Source organism: Streptomyces sp. NPDC093111, assembly GCF_040683955.1.
Lineage (GTDB): Bacteria > Actinomycetota > Actinomycetes > Streptomycetales > Streptomycetaceae > Streptomyces.
Genome location: NZ_JBFBNW010000001.1, coordinates 44,372 through 68,710, shown reverse-complemented (window position 1 = coordinate 68,710; position 24,339 = coordinate 44,372). Strand labels below are relative to the sequence as shown.

The following is a 24,339-nucleotide window of genomic DNA, read 5'->3' as shown; positions in this document are numbered from 1 at the left end:
CAGCACCAGGGGGCGGCCTCACATGTCCATCGATTCGCTCAGACGATCGGCGCGCGCCACGGTCTCGGGACTTCCGGGGGGCTTCTGGTGGCTCTGGCTGTCGACCTTGGTCAACAGGACCGGGGCTTTCGTCCTGACTTTCCTCTCCCTCTATCTCACCCAGGAGCTCGGGTACTCCGCCTGGTTCGCCGGACTCGTCGTCGCCCTCCACGGCCTCGGCGGCGTCGCCGGCTCCCCGCTCGGCGGCTTCCTCACCGACCGCTGGGGCCGCCGCCCCACCATGGTGACCATGCACCTGGCGGCCGCCTCCTGCGCCCTGCTGCTCGCGTTCGTCACCAGCACCTGGGGCATCGCCACCGTCGTCCTCCTGATGGGCATCGCCATGCAGGGCGTGCGGCCCTCCATCAACGCGACCATCGCCGACATGGTGCCCGCCCACGAGGTCCGCCGCGCCTACGCCCTCAACTACTGGGCCCTCAACCTCGGCTTCGCCATCGCCGCCATCGGCGGCGGTGCCGCGATCGTCCTCGGCTACCGCACCCTGTTCGTGGTCGACGCCGCCGCCACCGCGCTGTGCGCCCTGATCGTCTTCCTGCGGCTGCCCGAGACCCGGCCCGAGGCCGAGCTCGACGCGGTGACCGGCGAGGCCGTCGCCGAGCAGAAGGTCGGCGTCCTCACCGTCCTGCGCGACGCGCCGTTCCGCACCCTGGTGCTGCTCAACCTGTTCGTCTGCCTGGTCTTCACGGCGCCGTGGATCGGTCTGCCGCTGACCATGGCCGGCGAGGGCCTCGCCCCGTCCGCCTACGGTGTGGTCATCGCCGTCAACGGCGTCGTCATCGTGGCCTTCCAGCTCCTCGTCAACAAGCTGACGGACAAGCGCTCCCCCGCGATGCTGCTGTCGGTCTCCTCGCTGCTCTTCGCGCTCGGCACCGGCGCCACCGCGCTCGCCGGCTCGTCCGTCGCCTTCGCCGCCACGGTCGTCGTCTGGACGATCGGCGAGATGATCCACGTCCCCACCAACGCCGCCGCCACCGCCCGGCTCGCCCCGGAGCACGCCCGTGGCCGCTACCAGGGCGTGATGGGCATGTCCTGGGCGGTCGCCGGTTTCGTCGCGCCGATCATGGCCGGCGCGATCGTCGACGGGCCCGGTCCGAACGTGCTGTGGATCGCCTGCGCCGTGATCGGCGCCGCCGCCGCGCTCGGCTACCAGACCCGGCTGCGGTCGGCCCTCGCCGACGCCGAGGCCGACGCGGCTCCCCCGGCCGAGAAGTCCGTCGTCGCAGGGTCCGCCCCGGAGGCCCGGAAGCCCGCTCCGGAGACCCGGATCCCCGCCCCGGAAGCCGGGAACCCCGCGCCGGAGAAGGTCAGTTCGCCGGCTTCCGTGTCAGGTTCCTGAACGCGTCGAGGTTGCGCGTCGACTCGCCGCGCGACACCCGCCACGCGTACTCCCGCCGGATCGCCGTCGCGAAGCCCAGCTCCAGCAGCGTGTTGAAGTCGCCGTCCGCCGCCTCCAGGACCGAACCGAGCAGTCGGTCCAGCTCCTGGGGCGTGACGGCGGCCAGCGGCAGTTTGCCGGCCAGGTAGATGTCGCCGAGGGCGTCGATCGCGTACCCCACCCCGTACAGCTTGAGGTTGCGCTCCAGGAGCCAGCGGTGGACGCCCGCCTCGTTCTCGTCCGGGTGCCGGACGACGAAGGCGTTGAGCGAGAGGGAGTGGCGGCCGATCCGCAGCGACAGGGTCGTGAACAGCTTCTTGGTGCCGGGCAGCTTGACGACGTAGGAGCCCTCCTCGGGGGACTCCCACTCCAGTTCCGCGTCCTTGAACGTGTCCACCATGATCTCGGCGATCCGCCGGACTTCCGCCGCCTGAGCCTCAGCCATGGTGCGAGCGTACGCGACGCCGCTGCTCCCGGAGCCGGTGGTCGTGCATGGCGGCCGTGTAGACGTCCGCCGTCCCGGAGGCCGCCGTGTCCCAGCCGAACGAGCCGGCGTGCCGGGCCGCCGCCGCGCCCATCGTGGCGGTCAGCGCCGGGTCGTCGGCGAACCGCCCGAGCGCGCGGGCGTAGTCGGCCGGGTCGTGCCCCGGCACGAGGAATCCGGTCACGTCGTCCCGTACGGCCACGGGCAGACCGCCGACGGCGGCCGCGACGACCGGGGTGCCGGCCGCCTGCGCCTCGATGGCGACCAGGCCGAAGGACTCGCTGTACGAGGGCATCACCAGCACGCTGGCCGCACGGAACCAGTCCGCGAGCCGCTCCTGGCCGACCGGCGGGTGGAAGCGGACGACGTCGCCGATGCCCAGCTTGGCGGCCAGCTTCTGCAGCCCCTCGGGCTTGGCCAGACCGCTGCCGCTCGGGCCGCCGACGACCGGCACCACCATGCGCGAGCGCAGCGACGGGTCCCGCTCCAGGAGCAGGGCCGCGGCGCGCAGCAGGATGTCCGGGGCCTTCAGCGGCTGGATGCGGCCGGCGAAGACGGGGATGAAGGCGTCGGCGGGCAGCCCGAGCCGCGCGCGGGCGGCGGCGCGCCCGTCGGCGGGCCGGAAGCGGTCCAGGTTCACGCCCGGGTGGACGACGGCGATCTTGGCCGGGTCGGCCTCGTAGAAGCGGGCGAGCTCGTCCGCCTCCTCGGCCGTGTTGGCGATCAGCCGGTCGGCCGCCTCGACGATCTGGGTCTCGCCGATCACGCGGGCCGCGGGCTCGGGGGTGTCGCCCTCGGCGAGCGCCGCGTTCTTGACCTTGGCCATGGTGTGCATGGCGTGGACGAGCGGGACGCCCCAGCGTTCGGCGGCGAGCCAGCCGACGTGGCCGGAGAGCCAGTAGTGGGAGTGGACGAGGTCGTAGTGGCCGGGCCGGTGGCCCGCCCAGGCCTGCATGACGCCGTGCGTGAAGGCGCACAGCTGGGCCGGCAGCTCTTCCTTGGCCAGCCCCTCGTACGGTCCCGCGTCCACGTGCCGGACGAGCACGCCGGGGGCGAGCTCGACGACCGGGGCGAGGCCGCCGGTGGTGGCGCGGGTGAAGATCTCGACCTCGATGTTGATCGCGGCCAGCCGCTTGGCGAGCTCCACGATGTAGACGTTCATGCCGCCCGCGTCGCCGGTGCCCGGCTGATGCAGGGGGGAGGTGTGGACACTGAGCATGGCCACGCGGCGCGGGGTCCGGTGCCGGCCGGGAAGCCGGAGCCGGGGCGGCGCCGCCAGGGTGCCGGCGAACCGGGACACGTACTGGCTCACGTCGGCGGTCCTTCCGCTGTGGGGCATGGCATCGGGCATGGTTCTGAGGGAGGCGTGGGGCACCCTCCGCACCGCGACAACACCGGAATGCGGGGTTTCATTTCCGCCGCGCCACCCGCTTTGCCAATTCATTACGGGCACGGCGACGGGAACACCCGTCCGAGCCGGCCTCCGGGGGCCGGCTCCCGGGCCCGCACCGGGCGGGCCACCGGGCGCCCTCCCCGGGGCCCGCACCCGACGGGGAGGGCCCCCACCACCCCGTACGCTCGTTCCATGGCCCCCCGCACCACCCGACCCGTCGGCACGATCACCCGCGGGACCACCAACCCCAACCGGCTGCGCCGCCAGGACCGCTGGATCGCCGCCACGCACGGACCGGCCCTGCGCCGCTCCGGCCCGCCCCCCGTCGCCGTCGACCTCGGCTACGGCGCCGCGCCGTGGACGCCCGTCGAGCTGCTGGACCGGCTGCGCACCGCCGACCCGCGCGTCACCGTCGTCGGGGTCGAGATCGAGCCCGCGCGGGTCGCCGCCGCGAAGCCGTACGAGCGGGAGGGGCTCGCCTTCCGGCACGGCGGCTTCGAGGTGCCGGTGGCCGGCGAGGTGTCGCTGATCCGGGCGGCGAACGTGCTGCGCCAGTACGACGAGGCCGAGGTCGCGGCGGTCTGGCAGCGCCTGTGCGCGCGGCTCGGGCCCGAGGGGCTGCTGGTCGAGGGGACCTGCGACGAGATCGGGCGGCGGCACGTGTGGGTGGCGCTGGGCCGGGGCGGGCCGCGGACGGTGACCTTCGCGACCCGGCTCGGTTCGCTGGACCGGCCCTCCGACCTGGCGGAGCGGCTGCCGAAGGCGCTGATCCACCGGAACGTGCCGGGTGAGCCGGTGCACGCCTTCCTGCGGGACTTCGACCGGGCGTGGGCGGCGGCGGCCCCGTACGCCTCGCTCGGGGCGCGGCAGCGCTGGATCCGCTCGGTCCGCGACCTGGCGGCGGACTGGCCGCTGACGGACGGTCCGCGCCGGTGGCGGCAGGGCGAGGTGACGGTGCGGTGGGAGGCGCTGGCGCCGCGCGGCTGAGCGACGCCGGCACCGCGCGGCCGAGCGACGCCGGCACCGCGCGGCCGAGCGACGCTCCCGCCGAACGTCCGCCGAACTCCCCCTGAATTTCCCCCGCGCGAGGAACGCACCGGGCGGAACACTCGTCCCTCCTGGGGGGAAGTGACCCGACAGGCCCCGCTTTCCCCTGTCGCTTTCGGGTTTCGCGTGGCACCATCACCAAGGTCACGACCAAGTTACTGACGGTAAATCAGATTCAGCCAGACCAGACAGCTTGAAATGGGTCACTTGAGGGGGAGCCTGTGAACCGACGCCGCCACGCCATCACCACGGTCACCGTGGTCTGCGCCCTGACGGTGCTGGCCTCACCCGTCCTCACCCTGCAGGCCGCAGCGGCCCCGGCCCCGCCGGCGCCGAGCCAGCCGAAGAAGACGCTCGAAGAGGTCCGCAAGGAGATCGACGGTCTCTACCGCCAGGCCGCCGCCGCCACCGACGCCTACAACCTGGCCGAGGAGAAGGCGGACGAGCAGTCCGACGAGATCGTGAAGCTGGCCCGCATGATCGTCGCCGGCAACGAGAAGATCGACGACCTCAAGGCGAGGGCGGGCGCCGCGGCCCGCGCCCAGTACCGCAACGGCGGGCTCCCGGACGGCGCGCAGTTCGTGCTGACCGACGACCCCCAGCTCTTCCTCGACACCGCGGGCCGTCTCAAGGAGGGCCAGAAGGCCACCCGGGACCTGCTCGGCGAGATGACCAGGACGCAGGGCGAACTCACCACGTACGCCAAGGACGCCAGCGTCAACTGGACCAAGCTGGAAGCCAACCGGGTCAAGCAGGCCAAGGCGAAGAAGGAGATCAACGACAAGATCGCCGCCGCCAAGAAGCTGGAGTCCGACCTCGCCGCCGAGGAGCGGGAGCGGCTGCTGCGCCTGGAGCAGCAGGAGCAGTACCGGGCGCAGACCGCCTGGGTCGGCACCGGCGTCCTCAAGGGCCTGAGCGACGCGACCACGCCCGAGGGCAAGCGGGCGGTGGAGTTCGCGACGGCCCAGATCGGCAAGCCGTACGTGTGGGGGGCCGAGGGCCCGCGCTCGTACGACTGCTCGGGACTCACCCAGAGCGCCTGGGGCAGCGCGGGCCGCCCGATCCCGCGCACCTCGCAGGAGCAGTGGCGGCTGCTGCCGCACGTAGACATCAAGGACATGCGGCCCGGCGACCTGATCGTCTACTTCAAGGACGCGAGCCACATCGGCATGTACGTCGGGAACGGGGCGATCGTGCACGCGCCGCGCCCCGGGCGGAACGTGACGATCACGGGCGCCGGCTCCATGGAGATCCTGGGCGTGGTCCGCCCGTAACCGTGCCGCCGGGAGCGTACGCCGGGAGTGACGGGCGCCACCGCCCGTCCCCCGGGCCCTCCCCAGCCCCCGAGTGACGTTTCTCATCGGCTCTCATCGGCCCGCAGGCGGCTACCTCCCCATCCGCGGCATATGCCAGCGCTGATCTCCGATCCACCGCGTGATCGCCGTTCCGCGACGCCCGGAGGTACCGCTATGGTCGGTCCCCGGCCCTCGGGGGGAGGGAAGGAAAACCAGACCGATGCCCGTACCCGTACCGCGGCAGAGAATCGATTCTCTCCCGGCACCCGGCACCGCCACCGATCTCACGCTGCTGGTCGTCGAGGACGACCCGGCGGGCGCCCTCGCCGTACCCGAACTGCTCGACGCGACCGGCACCCGGCTGCGGATCCGGACCGCCCGCAACCTCACCGAGGCCGAGCGGCTCCTCACCGACGACGTGCACTGCGTGCTCGTCGACCTCGCGCTGCCCGTCCCGCGCACGGCCGAAGACGACCCGCTCGCGCCGCTCCGGCACATCCTGCGGCTCGCCCCGCGCCACGCCGTCCTCGCCCTCGCCGCCTCCGCGGACGCCGGGCTCGCGGCCGAGGCGGTACGGGTCGGGGCCCAGGACCACCTCTTCCGCGAGGAGCTGGACGGGCGGCTGCTGAGCCGCGCCATCCGCTACGCCGTCGAGCGCAAGCGGGCCGACGCCGTCCAGGTGAAGCTCGCCGAGTCGCGGCTGCGCGCCCAGGAGAACGCCCGGCTGGAGCGCGGGCTGCTCCCGACGCCGCTCCTGGAGGGCTCCGACCTGCGGTTCGCCGCGCGCTACCGGCCCGGCCGGTCCCGGGCGCTGCTCGGCGGCGACTTCTACGACACCGTGCGCACGCCCGACGGGACCGTCCACGCGATGATCGGCGACGTCTGCGGGCACGGCCCCGACGAGGCGGCGCTCGGCGTGGAGCTGCGGATCGCCTGGCGGGCGCTGACCTTCGCCGGGCTGTGCGGGGACGAGCTGCTCTCCACGATGCAGCAGGTCCTGGAGCACGAGCGGGAGAGCGAGGAGATCTTCGCGACCCTGTGCACCGTCGACATCGCGCCCGACGGGCGCCGGGCCGGCCTGTGCCTGGCCGGCCACCCCGCGCCGCTGATCGCCCGGCACGGGAGCATGGCGCGACTGCTGCCGTACGAGGACGGCGGCCCGGCCCTCGGCCTGCTGCCGCGCGCCCGCTGGCCGCGCCGGCAGGTCGAGCTGGGCGCGTCGTGGAGCCTGCTCATGTACACCGACGGGCTGATCGAGGGCCGCTCGGCGGGGCCCGGTTCGCCACGGCTCGGCCAGGACGGGATGGTCGAGATGATCAACCGGCAGCTGGCGGCGGGCCTGCGGGGCGAGGAACTGCTGGCGGCGGCCGTCACGGAGGTGCGCACGCTGAACGGCGGCGAGCTGACGGACGACGTGGCCGTCCTGGCCCTGGAACGGGACAGGCCCCGGGGCTGAGCCCGGGGCCTGCTGTCTCGGACGTGGGGCGGGGGGCGCGGGTTTCTTGCGTCCCCCGGCGGATCGCGTAGCGGATCCCGCGGGGGATTCCGCCGCGGATCGCTTAGCCGATCCCGCTGGGGACCCGCTCGGGACCCGCGGCGGACCCGCTGGGGACCCGCTCGGGACCCACTGGGGGCCCGCTCGGGACCCGCTGAGGACCCGCTGGGGACCCGCTCGGGACCCGCTCGGGACCCGCTGAGGACCTGCTCGGGACCCACTGGGGGCTCGCTCGGGACCCGCTCGGGACCCGCTGAGGACCCGCTCGGGACCCACTGGGGGCTCGCTCGGGACCCGCTGAGGACCCGCTCGGGACCCGCTGGGGGGGGATCAGCGCCCGCCGTTGTAGGGCCCGTACGGCCCGTCGCTGCTGGAACCGCCGCCACGCCTGCCACCGCCACCGCCGCCGGAGATCGCGCGGAGCGCGGGGCGTACGTCGACCATGAAGACGATGGCGGCGATGAGCCCGGCGATCTGCAGGAAGAGCATCGGCAGCAGCAGGTTCACGACGAGGTTGATGCCCAGCAGGATCAGCCAGAACTTCTTGGTCTGCTTCTCCGCCGCGCGGTAGGCGTCCTCGCGCGCCATGGCGGCGAACACGAAGGCGGCGACGGCGAAGCCGAGGAAGACCAGCCCCACCACCAGCCACAGGATCGAGTCGAATCCGTCGCGCAACATGCTGTGCACCGCCTAGGTGAGTGGAAAGAGCGCCTCGCGGCCAAGGTACCCGCTACAACGCGCGGGACACCGGGATTGGTGCCCGCCCCCGCCGCTACTCGGCCCCTTCGGTGGCCACGGCCTTCTTCGCGGGGGCCTTGCGGGCCGTGGTCTTGCGGGCGGGCTTGGGCGCGGCGGGCTCCTCGACGGCCTCGGCCTCCGCCTCCGCCTTCGCCGGCTCGGGGTCGGGCTCGACGACCACGGCGATCTCGACGATCTCCTCGGCGGCCTCACCGCGCCAGGCCTTCACGGTCTCCTCGCCGTGCGCGGCGAGCTCCTCGTACTTCTCGCGCGCCTTGACCGCGTACTCGGCGGCGACGCCGACCCCGCGCAGGGCCAGGTCCTGGGCCTGCTCGCCCAGCTTCTTCAGGTCGGTGTCGAACCCGCCCACGAACTCGGCGAACCTCGCCTGCGCCTTCTCCTGCACCGCCTTCGGGTCCGTCTTCTTGACGGCCTCGATCCGCGAGGGGGCCTCGGCGGCGATCTGCTCGATGAGGCCGGGCACCTTCCTGGCCTGCTGGACGGCGAGGTCGGCGGTGCCGGCGGCGAAGTAGAGGGGGGTACGGAGTTCGTCGATGATGGCCATGGTCGTGGTCCTCCCGGAGGTTTACGTCTCGGTGGGCTGCGGCGGCCGGTGCGCCTGCTGCTCGGCGGCCTGCGCGGCCTCGGCGGCGTTCTCCTTGCGGAAGGAGTCGTAGATCTGCAGCAGCACCTGCTTCTGCCGCTCGTTGATCGAGGGATCGGCCAGGACGACGGCGCGCGTCTCCAGGTCGTCCCGCTCCTTCTCGTCGAGGATCCCGGCCCGCACGTACAGCGTCTCGGCCGAGATCCGCAGCGCCTTGGCGACCTGCTGCAACACCTCGGCGCTCGGCTTGCGCAGCCCTCGCTCGATCTGACTCAGATACGGATTCGACACGCCCGCGGCCTCGGCGAGCTGCCGCAGCGACAGCTGCGCGGTGCGCCGCTGTTCACGGAGGTACTCACCAAGATTGCCGACGTTGAGCGATGCCATGCTCCGACCCTGCCAGCCCGCGCTAACTATTGCAAGCAGGCGCTTGCAATAGTTCCGTCACAGCGAAGCGGGGCCGCCGCGACCGCACCCGTCACTTCGCCTGCCGCGCCCGCCGTGCGTTGTGGGGGCCCTCGGACGGGGTTGCGAGGTGGTCGGTGGCCAGGAGGTGCAGGGCGTGGAGGAGGGCTTCCCGGGACTGGGCGGGGAGGGAGGTCAGGGCGTCCTCGTGGACCGAGTCGACGATCTTCTGGCTCGCGCGGGCGACCTTCGCGCCCTTCTCGGTGACCGCGATGATGCGGGCGCGCCGGTCCGTGCTGGAGGGGCGGCGTTCGGCGAGGCCGGCCTTCTCCAGGGCGTCGACGGTGACCACCATCGTCGTCTTGTCCATGTCGCCGATCTCGGCGAGCTGGGCCTGGGTGCGCTCCTCCTCCAGCGCGTGGACCAGCACGCAGTGCATGCGCGCGGTCAGCCCGATCTCGCCGAGCCGTGCGGCCATCCGTGTGCGCAGGACATGGCTGGTGTGGTCGAGGAGGTAGGAGAGGTCCGGCTCGGTGCGGGTGGGCGCCATGGAGGTCATGCGTCCAGGGTACCCAGGAGCGAGACCGAGATAGATAGTCCGCAACGGAACTATCTGCTAGCGTTCTTTCTGTCGCCGCCCCACCCCACCGCCCCACCGCCCCGAAATGGGAGACACCGCCATGCCCACCTCACGCTGGACCGCCCTCGGCATCCTCGCCACGAGCATGCTGATGACGATCCTCGACGGCAGCATCGTCACCGTCGCCATGCCCGCCATCCAGAACGACCTCGGCTTCTCCCCCGCCGGCCTCAGCTGGATCGTCAACGCCTACCTGATCGCCTTCGGCGCCCTGCTCCTGCTCGCCGGACGCCTCGGCGACCTCCTCGGCCGCAAGCGCATGTTCCTCGCCGGAACCGCCCTCTTCACCGCCGCCTCCGTGCTCGCCGGCTTCGCCGCCTCCCCCGGCGTCCTGATCGCCGCCCGCTTCCTCCAGGGCGTCGGCAGCGCGATGGCCTCCGCCGTCAGCCTCGGCATCCTCGTCACCCTCTTCACCGAACCCCGCGAACGCGCCAAGGCCTTCGCCGTGTTCAGCTTCACCGGCGCGGCCGGCGCCTCCATCGGCCAGGTCCTCGGCGGCGTCCTCACCGACGCCCTCGCCTGGAACTGGATCTTCTTCATCAACCTCCCCATCGGCCTCGCCGCCCTCCTCGCCGCCCTCCCCGCCCTGCCCGCCGACCGCCCCGCCGCCACCCGCGGCCGCGCCGACCTCCTCGGCGCCCTCCTCGTCACCTCCGGCCTCATGACCGGCATCTACGCGGTCGTCAAGATCGAGGAGTACGGGGCCGGCTCCGCCCACACCCTCGGCCTCGGCGCCCTCGCCCTCGCCCTCCTCGCCGGCTTCCTCGTCCGCCAGGCCACCGCCGCCGACCCCCTGATGCCGCTGCGCGTCCTGCGCTCCCGCAGCGTCGCCGGCGCCAACCTCGTCCAGATGCTGATGGTCGCCGCCCTCTTCTCCTTCCAGGTCCTGGTCGCCCTCCACATGCAGAAGGTGCTCGGCTACAGCGCCGCCGAGACCGGCCTCGGCATGCTCCCCGCCGCCGTCGTCATCGGCACCGTCTCCCTCGGCCTCTCCGCCCGCCTCATCACCCGCTTCGGCGAGCGCACCATCCTGCTCACCGGCATCGTCCTGCTCATCGCGATGCTCGGCCTCCTCGCCCGCCTCCCCGTCCACGCCTCGTACCCCGTCGACCTGCTCCCCGTGATGCTCCTCGGCGCCGGCTTCGGGCTCGCCATGCCCGCCCTGACCGCGCTCGGCATGTCCGGGGCCAAGGAGGCCGACGCCGGCCTCGCCTCCGGCCTCTTCAACACCACCCAGCAGATCGGCATGGCCCTCGGCGTCGCCGTCCTCTCCACCCTCGCCGCCGCCCGCACCGAGTCCCTCACCGCCGCCGGCCGCACCACCGCCGAGGCCCTCACCGGCGGCTACCACCTCGCCTTCGCCGTCGGCGCCGGACTGCTCGTCGCCGCGTTCGCCCTCGCCTTCACCCTCCTCCGTACGCCCAAGTCCGCCCGGAACGAGCTGACAATGGCGGCATGAGAGCCGACCGACTCGTCGCCGCCCTGCTCTACCTCCAGACGAGGGACCTCGTCACCGCCGCCCAGCTCGCCGCCGAACTGGAGGTCTCGGAACGCACCGCCCGCCGCGACCTCGAAGCCCTCGCCGCCGCCGGAGTCCCCGTCTACTCGACGGCGGGCAAGGGCGGCGGCTGGCGTCTGGTCGGCGGCGCCCGTACCGACCTGAGCGGCCTCACCGCCCCCGAGATCCGCGAGCTCTTCCTCCTCACCGGCCCCGAGTCCGCGACCAGCCCCCGCACCCGGGCCGCCCTGCGCAAACTGGTCCGCGCCCTGCCCGCCCCGCTCCGCCCCGGCGCCGAGGCCGCCGCCCGCGCCGGCGTCACCGACACCACCGACTGGACCGGCGCCGGAGCCGAACCCGCCCTCCTCGGCACCCTCCGGCAGGCCGTCGTCGACGCCGTCCGGCTCCGCATCGCCCACGCCCGCCCCGGCCGCCCCCCGCGCGAACGCCTGGTCCACCCGCTCGGCATCGCCGCCAAGGCCGGCGTGCCCTACCTGGTCGCCGACACCCCGGACGGGCTGCGCACCTTCCGGGTCAGCCGGATCACCTCCGCCACCCCCACCGGCGAACCCGCCGTACGCCCACCGGACTTCGACCTCGCCACCGCCTGGCGCGCCCTCGCCGCCCGCATGGAGGACCGGATGCTGGCCGCGACCGTACGGGGCCGCGCGGCCCCCGGCACCGAGGGCGTCCTGGAGGGCCTCTTCGGCGGGCGGATACGGTACGGGGCGCGCGAGGCGGACGGCGGCTGGACCGCCATCGAGGTCGACGGCCCGTCGCCCGAGATCGTCGCCGCGCAGCTCGCCGGCCTCGGCGCCCGCGTCGAACTCCTCGCACCCCCCGAGGCCCGCGCCGCCCTCGCCCGCATCGGCGCCGAACTCACCGCCCGCTACGGCCCAGCGACTCCGGCAGCGGCTCCCGGTGCACCAGGTCCAGCCGGGACACCGCCCGCGTGAGGACCACGTACAGCCGGTGCAGCCCGCGCGGTTCGGCCGCCACGATCGCGGCGGGCTCGGCGACCACGACATGGTCGTACTCCAGGCCCTTGGCGAGCGTCGCGGGCACGAGGGAGACCCGGTCACCGGACCAGATCCCGGTCCCCGTCCCATCCTCAGCCCCAGCCGCCGTCCCGGTCCCAGTCCCTGTCTCTATCCCATCCCCAGCCCCAGCCGCCGCCCCCGCCCCCATCGCGTACTCCCGCAAGGCGCCCACCAGCGCGTCCGACGCGATGACGCCCACCGAGCCCTCCTCCTTCAGCGCCAGCCGGACGGCCTCGGCCACGCCCTCCCCGAGGTCCGTCACCCGACGGACCGTCACCGTGCCGCCCGCGCGCAGCGAACGCCCCGGCGGGACGTCCGTGTCCAGGTCCGGCAGGAGCCGGTTGGCGAGCTCGACGACGGCCGCCGGGACGCGGTAGCCGGTGGTGAGCGGCACCACCTCGGCGTCCGGCTTGCCCAGGTGGGCCAGTTGCTCGCGCCAGTCGCGCGCCGCCCACGGCGTGGTGCCCTGCGCCAGGTCGCCGAGGACGGTGAGGGAGCCGAAGTCCGCGCGGCGCCCGACGGCCCGGCACTCCATGGGCGAGAGGTCCTGCGCCTCGTCGACGACGATGTGCGCGTAGCCCTCGGGCCGTTCGATCAGGCCGGCCAGCTCGTCGAGGAGGACGAGGTCGGCGGCGCTCCAGCGGGCGCTGCGGTACGAACGCGGGGGCTTCGCCCAGCGAATCGCGTCCTGTTCCGCCTCCGTGAGCGGCACCGGTACGGGAACGGCGGCCGGGTCCGTGAGGAAGGCCGCCAGGACCTCCTCCGGGTTCGCCTTCGGCCAGCACGCGTCGAGGAGCGCGGTCACCGGCCGGGCCCGCTCCATCCGGCGGGCCCAGGCGGCGCCGAGCACCCCGGCCCGGCGTTCCGCCCGCAGCTGGAGGGCCCGGACGATCCGGGCGCGGACCCGTTCGCGGCCCGTGGCGTAGGGCGGCGCCTCCTCCCGTACCGCCGTGACGATCGCGGCGGTCTCGGCGGCCGGCAGCCGCCAGTGGTACGAGCCGTCCGGCACCGCGAGCTCCACGGCGGCGGCCGGGTCGACGCGCGCGTACAGCGCCGCGCGCAGCACCTCGGCCATGCGGGCGTCGTGCTTGACCCGGGCCGCGGCCCCGCCGTCCTCGGCGCGGACCTCGTGGCGGGCGAGCTCCTCGCCGACGGTGGACTGGCGCACCCCGGTCTCGCCGAGCGCGGGCAGCACCTCGGAGATGTAGGAGAGGAAGGTGCGGTTGGGGCCGAGGACGAGGAGTCCGGAGCGCTTGAGGCGCTGCGGGTGGCTGTAGAGGAGGTAGGCGGCGCGGTGCAGGCCGACGGCGGTCTTGCCGGTGCCGGGGGCGCCCTGCACGCAGACCGAGTCGCCGGGCCCGGACCGTACGAGGTCGTCCTGCTCGGGCTGGAGGGTGGCGGCGATGTCCCGCATGGGGCCGACGCGGGGGCGTTCGATCTCGCCGGTGAGGAGCGCGCCGGTGCCGGACTCGCCGGCGGTCAGCCGCTCGTCCTCCAGGGCGGTCAGGTCCTCGGAGGCGCCCCGGCTGTTCGGCGTCCAGCCGAACCGGCGCCGCCGGACGACGCCCTGCGGGTCCTGGGGCCCGGCCTGGTAGTAGGCGCGGGAGACGGGCGCCCGCCAGTCGACGACGAGCGGCGGGGCGGCCGGGTGCTCGGCGACGCGGCGGCGGCCGATGTGGTGCACCTGGCCGTCCTCGCGGTCGAGGCGGCCGAAGAAGAGGGGGCCGGGCGGCTGCTGGCGGAAGACCTTGGCGCGGCTGCGCAGGTGGCGGCCGAGGGCTTCGGCGTCGGCCCCGGAGGCGGCGGTGTCCTCACCGGTGACGACCTGTTCCTCGACGTCCTCGGTCATCCGGGCGAGGGCGGCGCGGCAGGTCTCGTGGTGGCCGCGTTCGTTCAGGAGTTCACGGTCGAGCGGCTTCATGGGTCCAGGATACCCAGAAACGTTACTCGGTTACATTTTTTATCCGGTCAATACGGCAGCCCCGCCGCCAGCCTCCCGAACGCCAGCCGCGTCGCCGCCACCGCCGCCGGCAGCACCTCCCCGACCGGCTCCCCCGCCGTGATCCGCCGCACGTTCTCCTCCGCGAGCACCCGCAGCACCGCCACCACCTGCGCCGCCGCCAGCCGCGCCGCCAGCGGGTCGTCCCCGCCCAGCGCCCCGGCCAGCAACTCCTCCGAACGCCCCTGGTACGCGTGCATCCGGGCCACCAGCGCGGGCGTGCCGTACAGGAGGCGCAGGAAGGCGAGGACCCGCGGGTCGTCGTTGAGGCCGGTCACCGGGTCGCGCCGCTCCAGGCCCGCCAGGACGTGGTCGCGCAGCGCGTCGAGCGGCGCCGCACCGGCCTCGCGGGCGGCGGCGACGACCCGGGCCGGCTCGTCCTCGTGGTCCGCGAACCGGTGCAGGACCAGGTCCTCCTTGGCCGGGAAGTAGCGGAACAGCGTCGGTTTGGAGACCTCGGCCGCCGCGGCGATCTCGGCGACGGACACCGCGTCGAAGCCCTTCTCCAGGAAGAGCGCGACGGCGATGTCCGAGAGCGCCTGCCGCGTCCGCTCCTTCTTCCGCTCACGCAGCCCACTCACGCCACCCGCCACCTCTCACCCACACGACCCACGGACGTCACGAACACCGACTCAGAAGGCCGACCCAGAAGGCCGACTCAGAAGATGTCCATCGTCCACGGCCGCCGCGCGGCCCGCAGCAGCAGGTCCGCCCGGACCGCCGCCCCCGCCGCGGCCTCCTCGACCCGGCCGAGCGCCACGAGCCGCTGCACCGACTCGTCACCGAGCGCCAGCCGGGCCAGCTCCGCCACGTCCAGGACCAGGTCCGGCGAGGCGTCGGTCGGCACACAGGACGAACCGCCCGGCTCCGGCGAGGTGTCGAGCCGGAAGCGCCCGGCCGCGAGGCCCGCCGCGTCCCGCACGTCGAGGACGAGGGTGCCCTCGGCCGCGTACGTACGCGGCTCCAGCACCTTCGGCACGTCCAGGATCCGCAGCCACAGCATGTCGGTGTGCGTCACCACCCCCGCCGCGCGCGGATCGGGCAGCAGCAGCGGCAGCAGGTCGTCGGGGGCGCGGCTGCCCGAGCGCACGGTGGTGATCCAGTCGATCGAGCACACGAACCGCCACAGCGCCCGCTCGGCGGCCGGGGTGACCGCGACCAGGTCCCGCACGGTCGCCGTCTGGACCGGCTGGTTGCCGTCGGTCCACTTGTCGTCGGCGGTGTACGCCACGTACCCCTCGACCTCGCCCGACTCCGCCCGGTACATCGCGTAGAACGGCTCGGTCCACGGCCGCTGGGGGACGCTGTTGCCGGTGCCAACATCCCAGTTGCGGGGCGTGCGCGCGGTGACGCCGGCCCGCCCGGCCGCCAGCCGGCGGTGCAGGGCGGGGCCCTCCGCGCGGATCTCGGCGCCGTCGGTCAGATCGACCCGCCCGCCGTCGCCCTCGGTGGCGGGCCGCCGCAGGTCGAACCCGGCCCGGGTCACGTCGACGGACCACTCGGTCGTCCAGGACGCGGGGCCGAAGCCGAACCGTCCGTAGATCGGGTACTCGGCGGCGATCAGCGTCGCGCACGCGTCGCCGCGCTCCTTCGCCGCCGCCAGGTCGTCCTTCATCATGCGGCTGAGGAGCCCGCGCCTGCGGTGGGTCGGGGAGACGGTGACCGCGCTGACGGCGTCCGCCGCCAGGTTCGCCCCGCCGACGGTGCTCAGCTCCTGGTCGAAGGAGTGGAAGGTGGCGACCATCCGGCCCCGGTCGAAGGCGCCGAAGGTCCGGGAGAAGTCGGTGTGCGGAACCCGGTCCGCGACCTCGCCGTCCACCAGGACGGGCGTCCGCAGGAAGCCGGTGCGGAGGGTCCGCAGCCACTGGGCGAATTCGGACTCGTCGATCGCGCGCACCTCAAGACTCATCCCGACAACGTAGGCGCCGCCCGGCCCGCCCCGCACCCGGGTTTCCCACGGCCCCGAAAGCCCCCGACAGCCCCCTACGGCCCCCGACCTCCTCCGGAAGGTCTCGAAGGCACGGTGGACCGCGCCGCTCCCGCGCTCAGGCCAGCAGGTCGTCGACCTGCGCCTCGCCCTCGCGGTAGCGGCGGGCGATCTCCGCGCTGCAGTCGTCGGCGGTCCGCTGGAGCTCGTGCCGGCGTCGCGACACCTGCTGCTCGTGCCCGGCGAGCCGCCCCATCGCGGTGTGCAGCTCGGCGTCCGTACGGGCGGACAGGTCGGACAGCTCGACCTCGGACAGCATCTCCGCCGCGAGCCGCCGGTACTCCTCGCCGCGCGGCGTCGACAGCGTCACGTGCCGCGCCGACCGGGCGACCGCCCCGCGCCGCGGCGGCGCGTCGGCCAGGATCTCCGAGAGCCGGTCCAGGACCGGCGCCTCGGGGTCGCTGCGCCGCGCCAGCTCGGCCCGCAGGATGTCGATCCGGCCCTGCAGCATCCGCCGTACGTAGCTCAGATCGGCCTCGTCGCCCTGCGCGTCGCGGCGCAGCGCCCGCAGCTCGGGCAGCCGCAGCGCGCCGAGATCGCTGTCCGGCCGCTCCGGCAGATCGGGCTCGGCGCTCCGCTGCACGGGCGGTCGCCCGACGGCGCCGCCGGTTCGGAACAGCGGAACGGGACCGGACGGCGTGTGCCCGGTGCCAGGTGCACTCATGAGATTCGTCCCCTCGACCGGTGCGGAAGCGCACCGCCTGACAGGCATGGTGCCACTCGGGGCCCGGCCGACGCAGGCGGTCTGCACCCGTTCGGCCCTCGATCCTTCAGCCGCCCAGCCGATCGGTAGGTTGGTACGCATGCGAGCAGTGGTGCAGAGGGTGGACGGCGCGAACGTCGTCGTCGCAGGGGAGACCGTCGGAGAGATCGTCGGCGAGGGGCTGTGCGTCCTGGTCGGGGTGACCCATGACGACACCCCCGAGAAGGCGGCGCAATTGGCCAGAAAGCTCTGGTCCGTCCGGGTACTGGAGGACGAGAAGTCCTGCTCCGACGTGAACGCGCCGCTGCTCGTCATCTCCCAGTTCACCCTGTACGGAGACGCCCGCAAGGGCCGCCGCCCCACCTGGAACGCGGCGGCACCCGGCCCGGTCGCCGAGCCCCTCGTCGACGAGGTGGTGGCCCGGCTGCGGGAGCTCGGCGCCCACGTGGAGACGGGCAGGTTCGGAGCGGACATGCGCGTGTCGCTCACGAACCAGGGCCCGTTCACGGTGCTGATCGAGGTCTGACGCCCCCCGTGGGCTTCCCCGCCTACGGCTCGACGACCGTCTCCTGCGCGGCGGCGGTCGTCCCGACCACGAGGTCGGCGTCCACCGGCACGTTCCGCTTCACCAGGGCCAGCGCGATCGGCCCCAGCTCGTGGTGGCGCGCCGAGCTGGTGACGAAGCCGAGCTGGCGGCCCTCCTCACCGTCCGCGGCGAGCCGGACCGGGGTGCCGTGCCCGGGCAGCAGCACCTCGCTGCCGTCCAGGTGCAGGAAGACCAGGCGGCGCGGCGGCTTGCCCAGGTTCTGCACGCGGGCGACGGTCTCCTGGCCTCGGTAGCAGCCCTTCTGGAGGTGGACGGCGCTGCCGATCAGGCCCAGCTCGTGCGGGATGGTCCGGTGGTCGGTCTCGAAGCCGAGCCGAGGCCGGTGCGCCTCGACCCGCAGCGCCTCGTACGCGAGGATGCCGGCGGCCGGGCCGTGGGAGCCGGCGAAGCCCTCCAGGTCGGCGCGGGGCAGGAACACGTCCCGCCCGTACGCGGTCTCGCGCACGGCCACGCCCTCGGGCAGCGGGGCGATGGAGCCGGCCGGGAGGTGGACGACGGCGAAGTCCTCGGTGCGGTCGGCGACCTCGACCCGGTAGAAGAACTTCATCGACTCCAGGTAGGCGACGAGCTCGGCGCGGGTGCCGGGCTCGACGTGCGCCCAGACCGTCTCGCCGTCGTCGACGAGGTACAGCGCGTGCTCGATGTGCCCGTTCGCGGAGAGGATCAGCGCCTCGGTGGCCTGCCCCGGCGGCAGGTCGCTGACGTGCTGGGTGAGCAGCAGGTGCAGCCAGCTCAGCCGGTCGTCGCCGGTGACGGTGATGACGCCGTGGTGGGAGAGGTCGACGAATCCGGTGCCGTCGGCGAGGGTGCGCTGCTCGCGGAACAGGTCGCCGTAGTGCGCGGCGACACCTTCGTCACGGCCCTCGGCGGGGACGGCGCCGGGCAGGGACAGCAGGGGGCTCTTCATGCCCCCAAGACTACGACTCGGCGTCGGCGGCCTTACGGGTGCAGTCCCGGCACCGCCCGAAGATCGCGAAGTGCTTCATGTCGGTGCTGAAGCCGAAGGTGTCGCGCAGCTTCGCGGTGAAGTCGGCGGCCACCTCGACGTCGGCCTCGATGACCTCGGTGCAGTCCCGGCAGACCAGGTGCAGATGGTGGTGCCGGTCGGCGAGGTGGTACGTCGGCGCGCCGTGCCCCAGATGGGCGTGGCTGACCAGCCCGAGCTCCTCCAGGAGCTCCAGGGTCCGGTAGACGGTGGAGATGTTGACGCCGGAGGCCGTCCTGCGGACCTCGACGAGGATGTCGTCCGGGGTCGCGTGCTCCAGCACGTCCACGGCCTCCAGGACAAGCTGGCGCTGAGGCGTCAGCCGGTAGCCGCGCTGCCTCAGGTCGCTCTTCCAGTCGGTGCTCACCACGCCCCCCAGTGTAGGAGGGCGCGGCGCACCACGGCACGGCCCCGTCGGGTCGACTTGCGTCCTACTTGAAGAAGGCGATGCCGTCCTCGGGCATGTCGGGGAGGTTGCGCGCCATCTCGGCGACCTCCTCGGGGGTGACGACCTTCTTCAGGTGCGCGGACATGTACGGCCGCAGCGGGACCTCGGGGGTGGCCTTCTCGCCCACCCACATGAGGTCGCTCTTCACGTAGCCGTACAGCCGCTTGCCACCGCTGTACGGGCCGGAGGCGGCGGTCCGCGCGACGGCGTCGGTCGCGAGGTCGATCTGCGGCTTCTGGTCGGCGAGCTCGCCGTACCAGACCTCGACGATGCCCTGGTCGCGGACCATGACGATCTCGACCTTGCGGTCCTTGTCGATGCGCCAGTAACCGCTCTCGCTCTCCAGCGGGCGGACCTTGTTGCCGTCCGCGTCCAGGACCCAGGAGTGCGAGTGGTATTCGAGGAAGTCACGGCCGTCGTGGCTGAACGTCACGGACTGACCGAAGTTGCACTTCTCGGCGCCGGGGAAGTCGGAGACACCCGCGCCTTCCCACGTGCCGAGGAGGAACGCGAGGGGGACGAGGTCCGGATTGAGGTCGGACGGAATCTCGATCATGAGCAGCTCAGGCGATCTGTGAAGGAGTGGTTAGCGCTGGCCCTGGTACAGCTTCTTCACGGTCAGCCCGGCGAAGGCGAGGACCGCAACGCAGACGAGCGCCAGCAGGACTTCGAAGAAAACGATCACTTTGGTGCTCCTCGAATGAGCGGTGAAGGCGGAACGGGCCGAACCCCAGCTTAGTGGGCGGGGGCCCGGCCCTCTCGGTGAGGTGGGTCTCGGGCTTCCGGGTGGCCGCGATCAGCCGAGGAGCTCCCATTACAGTTCGGCATATGGCGAAGAAGCTCGTGATCAAGGTGACCGCCGGGGCCGACGCCCCGGAACGCTGCTCCCAGGCCTTCACCGTGGCGGCCGTCGCCGTCGCCAGCGGAGTGGAGGTCTCGCTCTGGCTGACCGGCGAGTCCTCGTGGTTCGCCCTGCCGGGCCGCGCGGCCGAGTTCGAACTCCCGCACGCCGCGCCCCTGCCGGACCTGATCGACTCGATCCTGGCGGCCGGCCGCATCACCCTGTGCACCCAGTGCGCGACCCGCCGCGACATCACGGAGGAGGACGTCCTGAAGGGCATCCGCATCGCCGGCGCCCAGGTCTTCGTCCAGGAAGCGATGGCGGACGAGACACAGGCGCTCGTCTACTAGAAGGGCCCCTAGAAGGCCCTAGTCCGGGTCCTTCCTCTTCTTCTTCCCGTCCAGCTCGTCCCACCACTCGTCGGACTGCTTGTCCCCGGAGGGATCGTCCCACCAGCGGTCCTCGGGGCCTCTCCGGTTCGCCGTCATGGCGGCGACCGGGGGGATGAGCATCGCGACCACGCACATGCCGATGGCCACGGGGATCGAGAACAGGCGCACGACTGCCCAGGCGCCCACGAACAGGACCAGGCAGGCACCCATCATCCAGAAATAGACGCGCCGACGCCGTGCGTACACAACTTCAGCGTACGTCCGCGCCCGGCCCCCGCACAGGCCGGGGAAAGACCGGAGGGCCGTGCCTCAGGTCCTGGTGATGGCGTCCAACCCCCCAGGAGGCACGGCCCTCCGGCCGGTATGCGTGGGCTTCGCGCCGCGCCGACTCCGGTGGCCGGAGGCCGGCGCAGCGGCGCGAAGCCCGAGAGGCGCCCCCGGCGCCGAGCGGTGCGAGGGGCGCGTCGGAAGATCAGACCGCGATGGCGACCTCCGCGAGGCCGCCCTTCTGGGCCACGACCTGGCGGTCGGCGGTGCCGCCGGGGACCAGGGCGCGGACGGTCCAGGTGCCCTCGGCCGCGTAGAAGCGGAACTGGCCGGTGGCGGAGGTCGGGACCTCGGCCGTGAACTCGCCGGTCGAGTCCAGGAGGCGGACGTAACCGGTGACGGGCTGGCCGTCCTTGGTCACGAAGCCCTGGATGGTGGTCTCACCGGGCTTGATCGTCGAGGCGTCGGGGCCGCCGGGCTGCGCTCCACACATGGTGGGAATCCTTACGGTCGAGGGGTCCGGGGTACCGGGGAGGGTTACTTGTTGGCGCCGAGCTCGATCGGCACGCCGACGAGGGAGCCGTACTCGGTCCACGAGCCGTCGTAGTTCTTGACGTTCGGGACCTCGAGCAGCTCGTGCAGGACGAACCAGGTGAGCGCGGAGCGCTCGCCGATGCGGCAGTAGGCGACGGTGTCCTTCGCCAGGTCGACCTGCTCGGCCTCGTACAGGGCCTTCAGGTCGTCGTCCGACTTGAAGGTGCCGTCGTCGTTGGCGTTCTTCGACCACGGGATGTTGCGGGCGGACGGGACGTGGCCCGGGCGCTGCGACTGCTCCTGCGGGAGGTGGGCCGGGGCGAGCAGCTTGCCGGAGAACTCGTCGGGCGAACGCACGTCGACGAGGTTCTGGGTGCCGATCGCGGCCACGACGTCGTCGCGGAAGGCGCGGATCGAGGAGTCCTGGGCCTTGGCCTTGTACTCGGTGGCCGGGCGGTTCGGGACCTCGGAGCCGTCGACCAGGTCGCGGGAGTCGAGCTCCCACTTCTTGCGGCCGCCGTCGAGGAGCTTCACGTCCTGGTGGCCGTAGAGCTTGAAGTACCAGTAGGCGTACGAGGCGAACCAGTTGTTGTTGCCGCCGTAGAGGACGACCGTGGTGTCGTTGCCGATGCCCTTGGCCGAGAGGAGCTTCTCGAAGCCCTCCTGGTCGATGAAGTCACGGCGGACCGGGTCCTGGAGGTCCTTCGTCCAGTCGATCCGGATGGCGTTGCGGATGTGGTTCTTCTCGTAGGCCGAGGTGTCCTCGTCGACCTCCACGAGAGCGACCTGCGGGTCGTCGAGGCGGGCCTCGACCCAGTCGGCGTCGACCAGGACGTCGCTGCGAGCCATGCTGTTCTCCTCCGGGGCAGTGTGCGGCGGTTCGTGCAGTTTGTGCGGGTACGCGCCATCGCATGCGGGCGATGGTGGTGCTGCTGCGCAGGGGTGGCCCCGACGTCACGTCGTAGGGCCTGAGGAATACGGGAGCAGTGCGTCCCGCTCAGACTGAGCGACAGAGCATGGCGGCGACGCGGCACAGGTCTACTGCCCGCCGCTTCGTGAGATCCGCCTGTCGCTTCATGCCCTCGATCGTAGGGACGGACAGGCGGCCGTGTCACCGGTGTGTCGTATTTTGAGACACGATCGTCCGGGATGTGGGATGGGGAGAGGGTGGCGGGACACCCGGGCGCGTGTGGGGTGACGTGTCCTGGTTGATCATCTGCGGATCGGACAACGCTGTCTCAGTATGTGATCACGGGGGTGGGGGCGGGCTGGATCCGAGGGGAGATTGGGGAGAATTCCGGGGAAAACAGGGGCAATTCGGGTGGCCGCCGGGCGGATCGGGCCGACGCGCAAGGACGCGCAAGGTGGTGGCGGCTCGGGCTCAGCCCGGCGAGCGGGAGGCAGCAGCCCAGGCGCTCAGCCCGGCCGGCAAGACGGTCGTGGCCCGGGGGCTCAGCCCGCCAGGACGACGTCCTTGCCCGTCACCGAGACCGCGAGGCCGTCCGCCCGGGCCTCCACCTTCGTCAGCTTCATGCCCTGCGGCAGGCCCTCGATCCGGCGGTCGAAGTCCGTCCGGGCGCGCACCAGGTCCTCCAGGCCGGGGATACCCTCGCCGGGCACCGCGTCGGCCCGTACCCGGAGGGTGTCGCCGTCCAGCAGGGTCACCGTGGACAGCACGCTGCGGGTGAGCGTGCGGCCGAGGATGTGCACCCCGCCGGTGACCTTCAGCTTGCCGTCGCCGCCGTAGGCGACCTTGACGTCCCGGCCGGAGGCGGCGCCCAGGTCCGCGTAGGAGATCAGCGCGGTGCCGCTGGCTGTGGCCGCGCGGGCGCTCGTGTAGCCCTCGCCCAGCGTGACGTCGTACAGGTCGGCGGTCAGCTCGCCGATGCGCACCGAACGGCCCCCGGCGGTCGCCCGGACGCCCGTGAGCCGCACCTCGACCTCGTCGAGGCGCTTGTCGGCGGCCTGGGTCAGGAAGGGGAAGCCCTTGATGTCGACGTCGGTGGACTCCGCCCGTACGGCCCCGAGCCGCACCCGGTCGGCCGCCTCCGACTCCGCGTACGCCACGGCCAGGCGGTCCACTCCGACCAGGACGCCTCCGAGCACGACGGCCAGGATCAGCACAATCCGCAGTGCTCGCATGGTGTTCCTTCCCCTGAGGCGTTCCGGGACGACTTCGGCCCCCCGACACGAAGATCGACGTGTCGAGGGGCCGAGCGGTTCCCCCACGGGGCTGTGGCGGCGGTTACGCCAGGGCGCGTCCCAGCAGGTAGACGGCGGGCGCGGCGGCGGTCAGCGGCAGCGCGACACCGGCCGTCATGTGCACGAACCGCGAGGGGTAGTCGTAGCTGGCCACCCGCAGCCCGATCAGCGCGCTCGCCCCGGCCGCCAGGCCGAGCAGCGCGCCGGAGGTGCCGAGGTCGGTGAGCCCGCCCGCGGCGATGCCGGCGCCGGCCGACGCGAGCAGCGCCACGACCAGGGAGACCGGTCCGGGCAGCGGCACCGCCCGGGCGAGGACCGCGGCGGCGACCGCGACCCCGCCGACGACCACCGCGTCCGGCTCGGCGCCGAGGTGTCCGGTGGCCAGGACCGCGAGGGCCGCCGAGACGACCGTCGCCATCAGGCCGTACATCCGCTCGTCGGGATCGGCGTGGCTGCGCAGCTGGAGCACGAGCGTGAGCAGCACCCAGACGCCGAGCGTGCCCAGCATCGCGGCGGGGGCGTTCTCCCGGCCGGCGGCGAGCAGCGCGACGTCGGCGGTGACACCGCCGAGGAAGGCGAGGGCGATGCCCTGCCGGGCCGGCCACATGCCGTTGAGCCGGAACCAGCCGGCCGCCGTGACCGCCTGGAGCAGGAGCAGCGGGACGAGCAGCGCGTACGAGCCGACGGAGGCGCCGACGGCGAGCAGGACGCCGAGGACGGCGGTCAGCGCGGCGGGCTGCATCCCGGGCTCGATGACCGGCGAACGGCCCTCGGCACGGGCCCGCTGGGCGTCGGTGACCCGGGCGTTGCCGCCCATCGTGGGCGTGGAGTAGGCGGGACCCTCCGGCCCGCCGGCCACCGCGTCCGGGACGGGAACGGGGGTGGGGATGGGAACGGGGGCGGGGTTGACGCCCGGTACGGGAGCCACGTCCGGTACCGGGGCGGCCGCGTACGCGGGCACGGGCGCCCCGTACGCCGGCACCTGCGCCTCGTACCCGGGCTGGTACCCCGTCGGGCTCTCGGGCGGCAGCGGGTGCCCGCCCGTGCCGTACGCGTACTCGTACCCGTACGACGGGCCCTGTGCCTGCCCCTGCGGCGGCGGGTACTGCGACTCGTACGGGAGGGAGCCGGAGCCCTGGGGCTGCTGGGGCTCCTGCGGCCGGACCGTCGGCTGGTACTGGGTGTCCCAGGTCTGGCCCTCCCACGTCTGGGTGACGTGCGGGTCGTACGGCTGACCGCCCTGGCCGCCCTGCGGCTGGGGCTGCGGCTCGTACGGATAGTGCTGGTCACTGCTCATGGT

General features: G+C 73.3%; 27 protein-coding genes. 8 read left to right on the top strand and 19 right to left on the bottom strand.

The features are described from left to right. Positions 1-22 precede the first annotated feature (22 nt). Entirely contained in the window at positions 23-1,396 is a 1,374-nt protein-coding gene (locus tag AB0Q96_RS00345; RefSeq protein WP_365320786.1) for an MFS transporter, read from the top strand. On the opposite strand, the gene AB0Q96_RS00340 is transcribed toward AB0Q96_RS00345, so the two are convergent. Beyond that, complete coding sequence (locus AB0Q96_RS00340) at positions 1,365-1,880, bottom strand: YbjN domain-containing protein (protein ID WP_365320785.1); 516 nt, start codon at positions 1,878-1,880, stop codon at positions 1,365-1,367. The genes AB0Q96_RS00345 and AB0Q96_RS00340 overlap by 32 nt on opposite strands. Beyond that, a complete protein-coding gene (mshA, locus tag AB0Q96_RS00335) occupies positions 1,873-3,231 on the bottom strand; it encodes a D-inositol-3-phosphate glycosyltransferase (RefSeq protein ID WP_365320784.1) in 1,359 nt (452 codons plus the stop codon). The genes AB0Q96_RS00340 and mshA overlap by 8 nt, the downstream gene beginning before the upstream one ends. 273 nt (positions 3,232-3,504) lie before the next feature. On the opposite strand from mshA, the gene AB0Q96_RS00330 reads away from it, so the two are divergent. The 3 genes from AB0Q96_RS00330 to AB0Q96_RS00320 all read left to right on the top strand — a co-directional run bounded on the left by AB0Q96_RS00330 (position 3,505) and on the right by AB0Q96_RS00320 (position 7,110). Then, positions 3,505-4,299, top strand: a complete 795-nt coding sequence (locus AB0Q96_RS00330; protein WP_365320783.1) for a class I SAM-dependent methyltransferase — start codon at positions 3,505-3,507, stop codon at positions 4,297-4,299. Positions 4,300-4,580: 281 nt separating this feature from the next. Then, complete coding sequence (locus AB0Q96_RS00325) at positions 4,581-5,633, top strand: NlpC/P60 family protein (protein WP_365320782.1); 1,053 nt, start codon at positions 4,581-4,583, stop codon at positions 5,631-5,633. A gap of 241 nt (positions 5,634-5,874) precedes the next feature. Continuing rightward, on the top strand, positions 5,875-7,110 hold the full coding sequence (locus AB0Q96_RS00320; protein ID WP_365320781.1) for a fused response regulator/phosphatase: 1,236 nt from the start codon (positions 5,875-5,877) through the stop codon (positions 7,108-7,110). 369 nt (positions 7,111-7,479) lie between these two features. On the opposite strand, the gene AB0Q96_RS00315 is transcribed toward AB0Q96_RS00320, so the two are convergent. The 4 genes from AB0Q96_RS00315 to AB0Q96_RS00300 form a co-directional block, all read right to left on the bottom strand. Then, positions 7,480-7,827, bottom strand: a complete 348-nt coding sequence (locus AB0Q96_RS00315; protein WP_365320780.1) for a DUF2516 family protein — start codon at positions 7,825-7,827, stop codon at positions 7,480-7,482. Between the two features lie 94 nt (positions 7,828-7,921). After that, positions 7,922-8,452, bottom strand: a complete 531-nt coding sequence (locus AB0Q96_RS00310; protein ID WP_365320779.1) for a hypothetical protein — start codon at positions 8,450-8,452, stop codon at positions 7,922-7,924. 21 nt (positions 8,453-8,473) lie between these two features. Next, entirely contained in the window at positions 8,474-8,878 is a 405-nt protein-coding gene (locus AB0Q96_RS00305) for a helix-turn-helix transcriptional regulator (protein ID WP_365320778.1), read from the bottom strand. Positions 8,879-8,969: 91 nt separating this feature from the next. Then, positions 8,970-9,455, bottom strand: a complete 486-nt coding sequence (locus AB0Q96_RS00300) for a MarR family winged helix-turn-helix transcriptional regulator (protein WP_365320777.1) — start codon at positions 9,453-9,455, stop codon at positions 8,970-8,972. A gap of 121 nt (positions 9,456-9,576) precedes the next feature. Between AB0Q96_RS00300 and AB0Q96_RS00295 the strand changes: the two genes are divergently transcribed. Together AB0Q96_RS00295 and AB0Q96_RS00290 are read left to right on the top strand one after the other, a co-directional pair. Then, positions 9,577-10,995, top strand: a complete 1,419-nt coding sequence (locus AB0Q96_RS00295; protein WP_365320776.1) for an MFS transporter — start codon at positions 9,577-9,579, stop codon at positions 10,993-10,995. Beyond that, a complete protein-coding gene (locus AB0Q96_RS00290) occupies positions 10,992-11,990 on the top strand; it encodes a WYL domain-containing protein (RefSeq protein WP_365320775.1) in 999 nt (332 codons plus the stop codon). Before AB0Q96_RS00295 ends, AB0Q96_RS00290 begins: the two co-directional genes overlap by 4 nt. On the opposite strand, the gene AB0Q96_RS00285 is transcribed toward AB0Q96_RS00290, so the two are convergent. From AB0Q96_RS00285 to AB0Q96_RS00270, 4 genes are all read right to left on the bottom strand, one after another. After that, positions 11,914-13,995 carry an AAA family ATPase gene (locus tag AB0Q96_RS00285; protein WP_365320774.1) on the bottom strand — a complete coding sequence of 694 codons (2,082 nt, stop codon included), beginning with the start codon at positions 13,993-13,995 and terminating at the stop codon, positions 11,914-11,916. The genes AB0Q96_RS00290 and AB0Q96_RS00285 overlap by 77 nt on opposite strands. Positions 13,996-14,042: 47 nt before the next feature. Then, positions 14,043-14,654: a TetR family transcriptional regulator gene (locus tag AB0Q96_RS00280; RefSeq protein WP_365320773.1), complete on the bottom strand. Its 612-nt coding sequence runs from the start codon at positions 14,652-14,654 to the stop codon at positions 14,043-14,045. 77 nt (positions 14,655-14,731) lie between these two features. Continuing rightward, positions 14,732-15,982 (bottom strand): GNAT family N-acetyltransferase, encoded by a 1,251-nt coding sequence (locus AB0Q96_RS00275; protein ID WP_365320772.1) that lies wholly within the window; start codon positions 15,980-15,982, stop codon positions 14,732-14,734. Positions 15,983-16,118: 136 nt separating this feature from the next. Beyond that, on the bottom strand, positions 16,119-16,724 hold the full coding sequence (locus AB0Q96_RS00270; protein ID WP_365320771.1) for an ABC transporter substrate-binding protein: 606 nt from the start codon (positions 16,722-16,724) through the stop codon (positions 16,119-16,121). 139 nt (positions 16,725-16,863) lie between these two features. On the opposite strand from AB0Q96_RS00270, the gene dtd reads away from it, so the two are divergent. Beyond that, positions 16,864-17,289 (top strand): D-aminoacyl-tRNA deacylase, encoded by a 426-nt coding sequence (gene dtd / locus AB0Q96_RS00265; protein ID WP_361164885.1) that lies wholly within the window; start codon positions 16,864-16,866, stop codon positions 17,287-17,289. 22 nt (positions 17,290-17,311) lie between these two features. Here the strand turns inward: dtd and AB0Q96_RS00260 are convergent, their stop codons facing one another. The 3 genes from AB0Q96_RS00260 to AB0Q96_RS00250 all read right to left on the bottom strand — a co-directional run bounded on the left by AB0Q96_RS00260 (position 17,312) and on the right by AB0Q96_RS00250 (position 19,359). Beyond that, positions 17,312-18,277, bottom strand: coding sequence for a glycine cleavage T C-terminal barrel domain-containing protein (locus AB0Q96_RS00260; protein ID WP_365320770.1), 966 nt, complete (start codon positions 18,275-18,277; stop codon positions 17,312-17,314). Positions 18,278-18,287: 10 nt separating this feature from the next. Further along, entirely contained in the window at positions 18,288-18,725 is a 438-nt protein-coding gene (locus AB0Q96_RS00255) for a transcriptional repressor (protein ID WP_365320769.1), read from the bottom strand. 61 nt (positions 18,726-18,786) lie between these two features. Continuing rightward, positions 18,787-19,359, bottom strand: a complete 573-nt coding sequence (locus AB0Q96_RS00250) for an FABP family protein (RefSeq protein WP_365320768.1) — start codon at positions 19,357-19,359, stop codon at positions 18,787-18,789. Positions 19,360-19,631: 272 nt separating this feature from the next. Between AB0Q96_RS00250 and AB0Q96_RS00245 the strand changes: the two genes are divergently transcribed. After that, entirely contained in the window at positions 19,632-19,994 is a 363-nt protein-coding gene (locus AB0Q96_RS00245) for a DsrE family protein (protein ID WP_365320767.1), read from the top strand. Between the two features lie 18 nt (positions 19,995-20,012). Here AB0Q96_RS00245 and AB0Q96_RS00240 read toward each other — a convergent pair whose 3' ends face one another. From AB0Q96_RS00240 to AB0Q96_RS00215, 6 genes are all read right to left on the bottom strand, one after another. Then, positions 20,013-20,282: a DUF3099 domain-containing protein gene (locus AB0Q96_RS00240; protein WP_365320766.1), complete on the bottom strand. Its 270-nt coding sequence runs from the start codon at positions 20,280-20,282 to the stop codon at positions 20,013-20,015. A gap of 226 nt (positions 20,283-20,508) precedes the next feature. Continuing rightward, positions 20,509-20,796 (bottom strand): DUF1416 domain-containing protein, encoded by a 288-nt coding sequence (locus AB0Q96_RS00235; protein ID WP_046908577.1) that lies wholly within the window; start codon positions 20,794-20,796, stop codon positions 20,509-20,511. 44 nt (positions 20,797-20,840) lie between these two features. Then, complete coding sequence (locus tag AB0Q96_RS00230) at positions 20,841-21,686, bottom strand: sulfurtransferase (protein ID WP_365320765.1); 846 nt, start codon at positions 21,684-21,686, stop codon at positions 20,841-20,843. Between the two features lie 148 nt (positions 21,687-21,834). Continuing rightward, the gene (locus tag AB0Q96_RS00225; protein WP_350497993.1) at positions 21,835-21,915 is read right to left on the bottom strand and encodes a putative leader peptide; all 81 of its coding nucleotides are present in this window, start codon (positions 21,913-21,915) and stop codon (positions 21,835-21,837) included. A gap of 374 nt (positions 21,916-22,289) precedes the next feature. Further along, positions 22,290-22,979, bottom strand: a complete 690-nt coding sequence (locus AB0Q96_RS00220) for a DUF2993 domain-containing protein (RefSeq protein ID WP_365320764.1) — start codon at positions 22,977-22,979, stop codon at positions 22,290-22,292. A 103-nt stretch (positions 22,980-23,082) separates the two neighbouring features. Then, on the bottom strand, positions 23,083-24,336 hold the full coding sequence (locus AB0Q96_RS00215) for a hypothetical protein (protein ID WP_365320763.1): 1,254 nt from the start codon (positions 24,334-24,336) through the stop codon (positions 23,083-23,085). Positions 24,337-24,339 lie beyond the last annotated feature (3 nt).